Raw genomic sequence first — 12759 nt, 5'->3', positions numbered from 1 at the left:
ACTGCGTTGTTGATAACCTTTGAAAAGGAGTTTTATGAAATATCGTGACCTTTGTGTGGGTGCTATATCACTCTTGGTTTTAAGTGCTTGCGGCGGTGGGAGCGGTGATTCTACTCCTGCGCCTACTTATACTATTCAGGTCGGCAGCTTTACTGGCGGTAGTATCTCGCCAACCTCGGTTAGTGTATCGCAAGGGCAAACGGCTTCTTTTACCGTTACGGCTGACACAGGGTTTGAATTAGTCAGTGTCACAGGTTGTGCGGGTACGCTAACCGGCACGACTTACCGTACCGGGCCCATTACTGCAGCTTGCAGTATTATGGCTACCTTTAATAAGAAAAACTATGCAGTGTCAGCATCAGCAGGCAATGGCGGTACTATTGCGCCTAATGCTGTGAGCGTGCCGCATGGTGACACAACGGCTTTTGATATTTCCGCTAATACGGGTTTTGCTATTGCTGGCGTTACTGGCTGTGGTGGGAGTTTAGCGGGCAATCGTTATACCACTGCCGCGATCACCGCTGCATGCGAAGTAGTAGCCAGTTTTTCGGTATTGCAGTTTGCTGTTACGGCTAGCAGTCAAGGTAATGGTGCTATTAGTCCGGCGCAGCAAGTGGCAAATTATAATGACAGTTTAACTTTTACCTTAGCACCTGCAGCGGGCTACTCTGTGGCATCGGTATCTGGCTGTGATGGTACGCTGCAAGGTTTGAGTTATGTTACGGCGCCTGTTACGGCCGCTTGTAATATTACTGCCAGCTTTAAACCGAGTGAATACACCATCTCTGCGGTAGCAACAGGTGGCGGCACTATTACGCCAGGCAGTATCAATATTCCTGCAGGCGGGCAGGCGGAGTTTGTAGTTACTGCCAATAATGGTTTTCGTTTTAAGCAATTAGATGGGTGCGATGGGCGCTTTGCCGACAATAAGTTTATTGTAGAGAATGTTACTGACTCTTGTGCCATTGTTGCCCAATTTAACCCGGTCGATGTTGTTGAGTTTGCGGATGCGCAGTTGGCCAGAGCAGTGAAAATAGAGCTAGGGATCGCGTTAACAGAGCCGGTTTCAGCGGCACGTTTAGCACAGTTAACAAACCTGAGTGCCAGTGGGCTAACCATTTCGCGTTTAGATGGGTTGCAATATGCTACTTCTTTACAGTACTTAGATGTTTCCAGTAATAATATTGATAACTTTTCAATACTTAACCTTTTAGCTACAGAGCAGCAGCCAGCAAAATTAACAGCGCTTTACCTCGGTAATAATCCGGTAACCAGCTTACCCGGTTTCTCGCACCTTACTGCACTGCGTGATCTTTCGCTACAAAGTATGGGACTTGATACCTTACCGGCGCTCGGTAGCCTTAATGAATTACGCTATTTAAACCTGGCGTATAATAAACTTCCAGATTTGACGGCATTGGCTGGTTTGCGGTTATCGAGTTTGTATTTAAATGGTAATCCTTTACCAGACAATGCTTTTAGCGTTATCTCTGGTATGCCACTAACGACATTGTATGTGGATAATACTGATTTCTCCTCGGCCGAACGTATCAACATGCTAGATAATTTAAGAGACTTTTCGGCAAACTATACCCAACTGAGTAACCTTAATCCGTTAATGGGGCTACGGTTTTTAACTCGGTTATCATTGTATGGTTCGCAAGTAGTTGATTTGCGCCCACTGTTAAATATGTTCCCCGATAATAATGCCATAATTTATGCTGGTGGTTGTTTTAAAACTACGGGCTTTGCCAGAGCACCTGCGGTTATTGAAGAGTTAAACCGCCGTGGGAATTATGTTCAGCTGTATAATTGGGCCACACCTTACGATACAGGTTGTAATGTAGGAAGTGATATTATTACAGACTTAGCAATAACCGCTAACATGGATAACAACGGTTTGCAGTTAGACTGGTCACTTACTTCAAACGACACCGGACCTTGGCGCTGTGAGTTGCATTTAAATTTAGGCGAACAACAGCCTCGAGCCCCGGTTAAGGTGCTGGAAGACTGTCATTTGACGCGCAGTTGGCTGGTGCCTGAGCTTAATCAGGACGTTACCGAGCCACACTTAGTTATTGATAACGGTTTAGTTAAAACGACTACAAAGATAAATGCTGGTCGGGTAGTGCATGCTGCAGGTTTAAGCGATCCTTATTTAGACGGGACAGATTGGTTGCAAGTGGTGGCGAAAAGTAACCCTTACTTAGTGCCATACCGCGCGGCTAAACTGCGTTTACATCTGGTATCGGTAACCAACAAGGCGGCGCCCGTGCTTGAGGCCTGGCTGCAGGATGGCGCAACTAGAACGCCCTTAACTGTTACAGCGCCCACACAATTGCCAGCACAAAAACAGCAAGGCAGTTTAAGCGAAAGTTACCTGGTGAGCTTACCGGCGAGCTCTGCTAAGCCTGGCGTTAGCATAGTGGTTAATATTGCAGGCTATGGCGAGAGAACCTTTACACCACAGTTTGCCGCGGTAAATAGCCTAGATTTAACGATAGTACCCTTTAAACTCGGTGATATGCTGGCGCCTGTGCCTGAGAACAGCCTGATCGAAAACTCCATTTTAACGGTGTGGCCTTTTGCCAGCGTAAATATTACCAAGCGTCAGCCCTATACCTTGTCGGCAGCAGCAAATGTGAATAATAATTCCAGTATGCTTAGTGAATTATACGATTTGCAGGTCGCGGAAGGCGAAACGAGTTTTTACTATGGTTATTACACCCGTGAAATGAATAACGATGGCTGGGGTGGTATGGCATGGCGACCGGGTATGACAGGCGTTGGCCTGGTGCCCTTTGGTGAGCTAGACTATACGTTAAGCCATGAGCTTGGCCATAATCTGAATCTTCAGCATGCGCCCTGCGGCAACCCTTCTGGCATTGACGCCAATTATCCTTACAATGGCGCTTCTATTGGTACCTATGGTGTCCCACTCTCTTTTAATACGTTACTTTCTCCAGGTATTTATAAAGATCTGATGAGTTACTGTGGTACCGAGCATGTTTCGGATTACAACCTAGAGTTAGTACAAGATTATATTGCTGAACAACAAAGCAATCCGGGTTTACATTTGCGCAATCCAAGTGCGGCAGAAGTTGAAGCGCAGTTTGCCAGTGCGAGGTCGGCTAAAGCTGTGCCTCAGGCAGCGATGTTTTATCGTTTTGACTTAAGTGATGCAGCAGCACCTGCTGTGTTACAGGCTATGCAGGTAGCACGTTCGCCGGTGTTAAAGGCTAATAGCCGTTTTACGGTGTTAGCTGAGTTTAGCCAAGGCGCACCCTTACCGGTACCGGTAGAAAAGCTGGTTTTTGGGCATGGTGACGGTGCTGAGCAAATTAGTTTTGCGGTGCCATTAACGCATCAGGGGGCAAGTTTGGTTTCTTGGTCACTTTATGATGGCCAGCGGATACTAAAATCGCAACAAATGGCGCTAGCAGAGAAGCTAGCTGCCAATATCCAGGCAGCGCCTGCGGTGCGAATTGAAGAACAGGCTGGCGAGGTTTGTGTGTTTGTGGCCGGTCGTGTGGATGGGGTTAACCTGACCTTGTTGCAGCAAGATAAAACGACTGTTGTGGCGCTGAATGAGCGTTCAGCACAGTTTTGTCGCGCGGTAGATGGCATGGCCGCCGGTGGTAGTTGGCAAGTACAAACCCGGCAAGGTTTAGCTGTTCAGCTTTATACTGTTGATCGCTAAGTCTTTGGGTACATTTTGGAGTCTTTGGCGGCATACGCCGCCAAAGTGTTGTATTTAAGTTTGCTTATTTTGAATTCATAGTTTTTTTATTTGGCTTTTTGCATAGTTTGTATATTGGCAAATAATCGTAATAATGGAAAAAGTTAGAAAAACTAAACGATTTAAAAGATAAAGGGGTTATAACAAACGCCGAGTTTCAACAACAAAAAGAGAAAATACTTAATAAAGCAGATTTGACCAAAGTGAGCGTTGGCAACGGTAAAGCTCAGGAGTGAGCGCAGCAGTTTAATGATTTTTATTTTAGGCTTATAGAGTGATGCTATAAGCCTTTTCTATTTGTTAAACAATAATTTTTTCCCTTGTGGCTAAGGTGAATGCTTAAGTTATACTGCATGCTTCTAATGTAAGCAGGATAGAAAATGAAAAACGTTATATTTATGGTTGGCCCAGATGATAATAACAACAGTAAATTAACTAGGGATGGCAATAAGTTAAAAATAGAATGTTCTGGGATTTTGCCAATTCTTGACTTTAATCTGCTAGGCGCGGCTGATCTGGTTAAATATTTTCATTTATTTATTTTGGGGGTTCATAAAAATATTACACTTCCCAAAGATGTCAATAGTTTTAAAGTTGTGAATTTAGTTGGCGATGCTGATGGCAGTTATAACAGTTTAACTGCGATAGATAAGTTTTTTAAAGAACTTGCGTTAACACAGGTCGTTAATGATCCCGGCGATGTTTATAAAACCTCCAGAACAGCGCTACCTAGGCTTTTACAAGGATTGGACAAGGTGAAAGTTGCCCAAACAGCCGCGGTTAATGCCAACACGGTCTCAGAATTGAAGGTAGCAATTAAAAACAGCGCTATTGCGTATCCATTGATTGTTAGATTGTCGGGTTATCATAATTCGCAGTATATGAGCAAAGTTAATGATGAATCTGAACTCGAGGCCCTAGCTGATTGGTTTAGTGTGGGTACAAAATTCATCTTGATTGAGTTTATCGAAGGACTAAAAACGGCAGATTTTTATCGAAAAGCTAGGATAGCCGTGGTTGATGGGAAATTTTATCCGCAACACTTTTTGAGCTCAGACTCTTGGTGTGTCAGTGTAGAAAATCGATACAACCTGATGATGCAAGAGTCGTCGTTAAGAGACGATGAGCAGCATTATTTAGAATCATTCCAGAGTGATATTTACCCTAAGTATCAAAAAACCTTAGCCGACATTCATAAAAAAATTGGGTTAGATATTTATGGAATAGACTGCTTTTTGAAAGAGAATGGTGAAATCGTTGTTTTTGAAGCCAATCCCTGTATGGATTTGTTATCCATGTGGGTAGGCCCTAATAATGAATATAACTATAAAATCCCGTACAGAGCTGCTGTGAAAGAGGCGATTGTTAATTTGCTTGTTCGTTAGTTAATTGTTTGACTTCATTCCGTTGTTGCCGAAAGGATGTTCGGCAACAGCGTGACTTTTTAAGCTATTCATGCTTTGAGAAAAATTATTACTGTAAATTCGAAAATTAGACCAAATTACGTACATTGTTTTTTAATCATTCTCAACTATGCTTCTACGGCCAAAAATCAACAGTAAAGGACCTTACTCATGGCTTTGACAGCTAAATTCAATTCACCATACCTTATCTCTGCTGTTTCGCTTGCTTTGTTAACTGCTTGCGGAGGGAGTTCTAAAAAGGAAGAGGTTATAGTCACACCCCCTCCTGCTGCCACTGCACCAGTAGCACAAAATGATACTGCCATTTCGTTAAATAATGTGGTTTTAGATATTGATGTTTTAGCAAATGATACTGCTGGTAGTGGCGGTGCTTTAACGCTAACTTCGGTAACGGCGCCCACATTGGGCACCGCTGAGATTGTTAATAATAGAGTTCGATACACACCTGCGGGTATGTTTTTAGGTTCTGATACTTTTACTTATACGGTTACCAGTGGCACACGCACCGCGACTGCAACAGTTAATGTATCAGGCCAGCAGTCTATTAACTTAACCGGTCGAGTTATTGACTCTCCTATCGCCGATGCCACAGTAAAAGTGGAGATTAACGGTGAGACCTTTACTGCAACTGCTGATAGTCAGGGTTTTTATACACTATCCATTTTATTATCCTCTGCTGTTGGTGATGAGATTATTCGCGTTATTGCGCAAGGCGCTGAACAGAATAATCAAGGTTTTGTTACTTTGAGTAGTTTAACGGACACAGCAAGTGCTTTATTAGCAATGCGTGAGGATGGGCAAGCAATTAGTAATGCAGAGCTTTCAGCCTTGCAGCTGACTCAAATTACCACGGCAAGAGATTTACTGATCCAACAATTAGTTGGAGAAGCTGAGCTTACACCAGAGCAGTTAGCCGAAGCAGAAATATCGCTGGATGTTGAAAAACTGCTAACCACCGCTGCGGCGATAAAGTTGTTAGTTGATAACCCCGCTTTTACTTTGCCCGAGGGGTATAACACCATTGAAGAGTTTGTTTTAGACACTGCAGCCTTTACTGCTTTTGTGGAGGCGGCAAGTGAGGGCGAAAATAGCCCATTAAGTTTAGCTAAAGCAGCGACTTTGGGTGATCCCGATGTTTTACCCGCAGCTAAGCCCTTGTCTGGTAATTATTTAAGGGTGTTTGATACACCTGCTTTTATGAGTGCCAGAACTTTCGAAAATATTCATTTTGCTGACGATAATTTAACCTTTATTGTGCAAACTAACGTAGGTGGTGAGTTTAAGCCGGTTACTAAACCTATAACTTTATCTGGAAGTACTATTGAGATTGTCGATCCAGACAAAACGGGTTTTCAGCGTTTTAGCTCTTTTCAAACTTTCTCTGGACTGCTGCCAGATGACGCCAGCCGAGCAACCTGGCAAGCTAATGGTTGTCCTAGCCAGATTAATGTAATTGGTTATTCTGGGTTTACTAAGTTTACTGTTCTAGAACAAACAGCCGATTATCTTGTTGCCGAAGTGGAATCTTTTATCAAGAACGAGCCTGTAGCCGGGTCTGAGTGTGCAGGTATTACACCGCCAACACGTATTAGTTCTGGATCGGCTATTGTTAGATATGTGCGTGAGTCGGCAGTAGTTGCTGAACCGCTTGAATTTGATTTGGCGCAGTCAAAAATCTGGATCCTGCCGGAGTTATCAGGCAGTCAGGTTGAAAGCGAGCTTTATACCTTAAACGAAGATGGTACTTTTGAGACTTTTACCGGTATTTACGAGGGATCTATTTTAACCTGGGCCTTATCTGAGGATAAAAAAACGCTGACATTGAAAGCGACAAATGCGTTTGATAGCGGTGAGTTTAACCAGATGGAGTTACAAATCTCCCGGGCCTTAGATAGTGCTTATACGGTTTTAACGACCTTTTCAAATGAAGAGTTGGTAGAGCGATTTAGTGCATTAAAGAGTGCATTACCTGTTAGTGGCGAGGGTGTTGTTAATGTATTAGCTGCTACTGCGGGTACCAGCAAGTTTATCTTGTCTTCTGTAAATTCGCGAAATAAGGAATGGCAAGGTAGAGTGCGTTTGCCCGGCGATTGGTTTGGCTGGGTACTGGCATCAGATGGCACCGCGCGTAGCCCATTTTTCAACTGTGATGGCGTAAGACCCGACTTGGGCAGTTTGTGCGTTGGTGACTTCAAAACCTCAACAGGGTCTTTGTCTGCAGGTACCTGGGAAGTAAAAGACAATGCGTTATTTATTGAGCGTGGCCTTGCAGTAAATTACCAATCTGGGGCTTGCGTGCAGGGTGAGCCTTGTAACTTACGGGTTATAGTGCCTTTATACGAAAAAGACGGTGTTGTAACGGGTTATGAGTACAACGTTGTTAGACGCAACCAGTTTCAGATTATGCCGCGCGTGATGCATTGGACTACGCCAGACTTACCTGCTGTGGAATAACCCTGCTAAGTAGACTAACTTGGTTTAGGCTTAGCAGGTTTAAATTAACCCGTGTTGGTGGATGTAAAAAGCCCGGGAGTTGTTAACCGGGCTCTTTACTTGCAAACAATAAATAAAATGTACGTAGGTTATTTTGACAGTCTTAGATTTAGAGCATATTTAAATGCTTAATCCCTTTTAATGTCATTCTATGCTCGTCACCAACTAAACGGCGCAATTGTTCAATGCCTGCAGTGAGATGTAGTTTGGCTTCCTCTTGGCGTTTTAATGCTATTAAGGTAATACCATACTCCATTTTATACATACCCAATTGCCAGTGGTTATCATTAAGAATATTTTGGTTAGCCGCAAATAAGGTTTCAAATTGAGTCAAACTCAGTTCAGGATATTGCATGTCTCGGTAAAGTACACCAAGCGCATATTGCACATCTAAGAATAGCCTGCCGTTTAACTGATTTATTTGCTCTAGTTTTTGTTTAACGTCTAATAGCAACTGTTCAGAGGCAGCATAGTTTTCTTGCTCATTATAAAGCCTTGCAAGTTTGATCTGTGAGTTTAGGGTTGTGTGATGAGTCTCGCCCCGCTGTTGTTGCATAAGTTTATGGGCGTGCTCATAGTGCTGCTGCGCCAACTCAAAATTTCCAGAAAAGTGATGCGCTGTCGCCAGGTTGTCATGCCAAATGAGAACCGAATTATGTGTTTCACCTAGCAGTGGTGTGCCATCAGCGATATTTTTACTGAGGAGTAAGATAGCTTGAGGAAGCTCATTTTTATCTATTAATAAACTGGCGAAATTAGCCCGATTCAATAAAGTGTTAATGTGCTGGTTTCCAAGCACTTTTTCTAGAAGCACCTGATTTCTTCCAAAAATTTCCTTGGCATAGTCGCTATTTCCCTGCCGATGGTTTAACGCAGCATAATTTATGGTTGCGGTTAGATAAAGCGGATTTTCTTCTCCAAATTTACTTTTATAAACCTCTCTTACTAAACCGAGATAAGTAATGGCTTTTTCTGTATTACCTGTTTGGTAGTATAACGTCGCCAGGTTATTGTAAAAATGTTCTTTATAAGAAGAATCTGCTGCTATGCTCTTCGCCAGTCCTTCTTCCAGTATTTGTTCTGCCTCGGTAAAGTTACCCAACGACAGTAACACTAAGCCATAGATGTTTAGGCTTTGTAATAAATCTTCGCTATTCGCTGCTACCACCTTTTGTTGTACTGGTAAGATGCTTTCCAGTAGTGTTTTTGCCTCGTTTATTTTACGTTGGTGGTAAAGCACTTCAGCTAGATAAACCTGACTCTGAAGGGTTTTGCTATTAGATTCGCCTAAATAGCCTTGCTGGATCTGGATGACTTTTTGAAAGGTCTCATTCGCCAGATTTTGCAATCCTAACTCGTTTAACGTAACAGCTGTAGTGCGTAACAACTGAGTTTGAATATCGGGTTGCTCTGAAAACTGCTCATCAATAGCAATAATGGTTTTGTCGAAAATAGTGTTTTGCAATAGCGAAAGGCCGATATCAGTGTAGTTTAGCGAGCTCTGTAACTCGGTATAACGCAGATCATCAATGGCATCGCTGGGATAAAGTTTTGTAACGGCGTTTTGAATGATGGTGTTTAAATTTTCGCCTAGCTGTAAGGGGTTTATGCTTGCTAACTGTGCCGATTGAAAGCGCACAACCTGCTCAAGCTCCTGCGCTTTGTGCTCAGCTAAATTTTTGGCATCAGTAGCAATATCTCGTTGTTTGGTTGCTTCCAGAAATCCCCAACTGGTGCCTGCGATACCTGTGCCAATAGAGATAAATGCAAAAGTAAATAGCGCCGTTACGATCGGATTGCGTCGGATAAACTTCCGCAGCCGGTATAACGGAACAGCGGGTTGTATACTCAACGGCCGTTGCTCGGTAAGTGCAATCAGCTCAGACTTTAGATCATGAACAGATAAGAATCGTTGCTCAGGCAGCTCTGCGGTGGCTTTAACGCTAAGAACATTCAGCTCATCCGCTAATAAGGTTGTTTGTATTGTTGCTGTTTTTAGTGCATACCTCAGCAATATACCCAGACTGTAGGTATCCGACAACGTGGTCAGCGGCTCGCCGTTTAATTGCTCTGGGCTGGCATAGTGTCGCGATAGGGCTCTCACATAATGCTGCACATAAGCCGGTGCTTGTTCGTCCTGTTGTTTTAACCGTGCTATACCAAAATCAATGAGTTTGGGTTTACCGTGTTCATCTACCAAAATATTCTCAGGTTTTAAATCGGCATGAATAATCTGGTGCGTATGGGCGTAGTGCAGGGCGTCGCAAAGCGCAATAAAAAGCTGCACCACGCTTGTTAGCTTTGGCTTGCTGTTGTTAAGCCAGGTATCCAAGCTGTGGCCGTCAATATACTCCATCACAATGTAATGGGCTTGCTGGCCTTGGTATTCGGTAATACCGGCGTCAAAAACCTTGGTAATGCCAGGATGGTTAAGTTTTGCTGCTACATTGGCTTCAGCAAAGGCTTTGCTATTAGTCGTTACCGGGAAAATGAGTGGGTTTAATACTTTAATCGCCACTTGTTGTTCAAATTGACCATCTTGCCGGCTGGCTAAGTAAACGGTGCTCATACCGCCGAGGGCAATAATGCGTTCTAGCTGCCAGTAGCCGAGTCGTGAACCGGTTAGCGCACCGGAGATATCTTGCTGTTGTAAGCGTTTGGCGGCATGGCGGATATCGTCGGCTAAATGCAGGGTATTGTTGCTATCGGCAAGCAAGGCTTGCAGTTTTTCGGCAAGTTTGGCTGATTTCTGCGCCAGGGTATCAATAAAGTGTTGTTGTTCCTGATAAGTTGGAAGTGCGGCAGCGTCTAAATACAGTTGGAATAAATTCATCATATTATGTCTTATTTGTTATTTTTAATGATGCAAATGCTTTAAACCCTAAGCGCTTAACAGTTCGGCTTTTACCGCTGTGCGAATAAAGTTTAGGTAGTTATCTACTGTGCGCGGATGTACCTGCTGCACTTTGGCAATATCATCGCGATTAAGTTTGCCAAAGTAGTACAGAAGAGCGGCCTGAGTTTGTTCGGGATAATGGTGCTCTAACTCACTGAGTACTTTGTCTAATTGTAGTAATTTCATATCAAGTGCTGCTTGTGGTGCTTCCTCCTCCTGTTGCTGGCGCTTTTCGGCTTGCTGTTTGCGCACTAAGTCTATTATTACGCAGCGACATACTTGGCTAAGCTGTCGCAGCAGTTGTTTTTGATCATCGCTTATCAGCTCTGCGCGATTTTGCTGTAGCTTTAAGTACACCTCATGCACGAGTCCAGTGGTGGAGTGCCAGTCTAGCTCGGCATCACACACTGCCGCTTTATGGTTGTGTGCTAATTGTTTTACTAAAAAGTAAATGTCGGGCGAGTTAAATATTTGTGACGCAGCTGCAGACGTTAAAGATTGAGTTGATACAGTGGGCATAAATTCTTTCCCTTTAATTAACCTAAGCTTAATTTAGGGGTTTTATGCGCTGAGTCAACATTTTTTTGAGGTGAATGTTGAAGTGCCTGTTCAAATGTTTGGTTATTGCTATAGCATTTTATATATCTAACGCCAATAAAGGAACCTTGTGCTAAAAGCGATCTTTTAAGTGCTTTGTTAACTTTCATAATTTTGTTCAGAAAACATTATTATTGAGTTTGTTAAAGTGAATAATAAAAATATTTTTAACTAGCTTGCGAAACTTAACCTAAATTACGTGGGTTTGTCGCTGTTGTTCTTTCCGATAAGGTAAGCCGATCAAAAAAGGATTCGGGGACGCTATGAGGCAGAACAGCATGCTACAGCTTAGAACGCTGACTAAAGCTACGTTATGGGTATTTTGCGGTGTTTTATTAAGTGCTTGTGGTGGTGGTAAAGATGAGCCACAACTATTTACAGTTACAGCCAACGCTGGCAGCGGTGGAAGTATTTCACCCGGCAATAGCAGCGTGCAAAATGGCCAAACTACCAGCTTTACGCTAAACGTGAATGAAGGTTATAGCATTGCCGGTGTCACGGGCTGTAACGGCAGTTTAACTGGTAATACCTACACTACCGGTGCTATTACCGCGGCTTGCAGTGTACAAGCCAGCTTTAACCTGAATAGCTACACGGTAAGCGCCACGGCGGGGGAAGGCGGAAGTATTAGCCCGGAAACTGCGGTTGTTTCGCATGGCGTAATAGCTGAGTTAACTATAACTGCTGAAAGTGGTTATACCTTATCCACAATTACCGGGTGTGACGGCAGCCTTACAGATAACACATATCGCACTGCACCTATTACCTCTGCTTGCTCTGTAGCTGCTACTTTTGCCAAACAAGTTATTGCAGGCGAGCTGCCTGAGGTAGCGGGCATTATGACTGCGAGCATTATCAATACTGATGAAGTCTATTTTCACGCCGATACCCAGGGATTTATTCCGGTAAGTGGTCACACTGCATCACCAACTCAAGCACCGCCAGCTGGCTGGTCCTTTCCTAATGGGTTATTTGACTTTACGGCCGTACAGCGTGTTGCTGGTGGCTCGGCAGTTATTACGTTTTCCTATCCAGTGGCTTTACCGGATAGTTTTAGCTATTACAAATTTGGCCCAAGCACTCTAGATGCGGCACCGGGTTGGTATGTGTTGCCTACCTCACACTATGAAGTATCAGCAGATCGCAAAACCTTAACATTGACCATTTTTGATGGCCAGCTAGGCGATAGTGATGGTGAGATTAATGGCATCATTAAAGATCCGGGTGGCCCAGCATTTCAGCAGCAATATAGTGTTACCGCCACGGCGGGCGAGGGCGGTAGTATAAGCCCAGGCAGTGCCACAGTTGTGCATGGCGCAACTACTAGCTTTACGGTTACCCCTAACAGTGGTTTTGCGATTGCTAGCGTTACCGGCTGTAACGGCAGTTTAAATGGTAACACCTATACCACGGGGGCTATTACCAGTGCTTGTGGTGTGCAGGCCAGCTTTAGCCAAAATAGCTACAGCGTGTCGGCCAGTGCGGGTAATGGCGGTAGTATAAGCCCAGGCAGTGCCACAGTTGTGCATGGCGCAACTACTAGCTTTACGGTTACCCCTAACAGTGGTTTTGCGATTGCTAGCGTTACCGGCTGTAACGGCAGTTTAACT

At 43.8% G+C, this 12759-nt stretch carries 6 protein-coding genes and 1 pseudogene; 5 read left to right on the top strand and 2 right to left on the bottom strand.

Annotated elements, in window-relative coordinates; all coding sequences use genetic code 11:
- The first annotated feature begins 34 nt into the window (after nucleotides 1-34).
- From IE163_RS08605 to IE163_RS08590, 4 genes and pseudogenes are all read left to right on the top strand, one after another.
- Nucleotides 35-3700, top strand: coding sequence for an InlB B-repeat-containing protein (locus tag IE163_RS08605; RefSeq protein ID WP_189432251.1), 3666 nt, complete (start codon nucleotides 35-37; stop codon nucleotides 3698-3700).
- A 152-nt stretch (nucleotides 3701-3852) separates the two neighbouring features.
- A pseudogene (locus tag IE163_RS17975) lies at nucleotides 3853-3975 on the top strand (SHOCT domain-containing protein); the annotation flags it as partial.
- A gap of 144 nt (nucleotides 3976-4119) precedes the next feature.
- Nucleotides 4120-5124, top strand: a complete 1005-nt coding sequence (locus IE163_RS08595) for an ATP-grasp domain-containing protein (protein ID WP_189432249.1) — start codon at nucleotides 4120-4122, stop codon at nucleotides 5122-5124.
- 189 nt (nucleotides 5125-5313) lie between these two features.
- The gene (locus IE163_RS08590; protein ID WP_189432247.1) at nucleotides 5314-7617 is read left to right on the top strand and encodes an Ig-like domain-containing protein; all 2304 of its coding nucleotides are present in this window, start codon (nucleotides 5314-5316) and stop codon (nucleotides 7615-7617) included.
- A 148-nt stretch (nucleotides 7618-7765) separates the two neighbouring features.
- On the opposite strand, the gene IE163_RS08585 is transcribed toward IE163_RS08590, so the two are convergent.
- Together IE163_RS08585 and IE163_RS08580 are read right to left on the bottom strand one after the other, a co-directional pair.
- A complete protein-coding gene (locus IE163_RS08585) occupies nucleotides 7766-10492 on the bottom strand; it encodes a serine/threonine-protein kinase (RefSeq protein WP_189432244.1) in 2727 nt (908 codons plus the stop codon).
- Between the two features lie 45 nt (nucleotides 10493-10537).
- A complete protein-coding gene (locus IE163_RS08580; protein ID WP_189432241.1) occupies nucleotides 10538-11071 on the bottom strand; it encodes an ECF-type sigma factor in 534 nt (177 codons plus the stop codon).
- Nucleotides 11072-11412: 341 nt separating this feature from the next.
- Between IE163_RS08580 and IE163_RS08575 the strand changes: the two genes are divergently transcribed.
- Nucleotides 11413-12759: choice-of-anchor U domain-containing protein (locus IE163_RS08575; protein WP_308430898.1), on the top strand; the 1347-nt coding region annotated here is incomplete at its 3' end.

Source organism: Alishewanella longhuensis (assembly GCF_014653435.1).
Classification (GTDB): Bacteria; Pseudomonadota; Gammaproteobacteria; order Enterobacterales; family Alteromonadaceae; genus Alishewanella; species Alishewanella longhuensis.
This window is presented reverse-complemented; position numbering and strand designations above follow the sequence as displayed.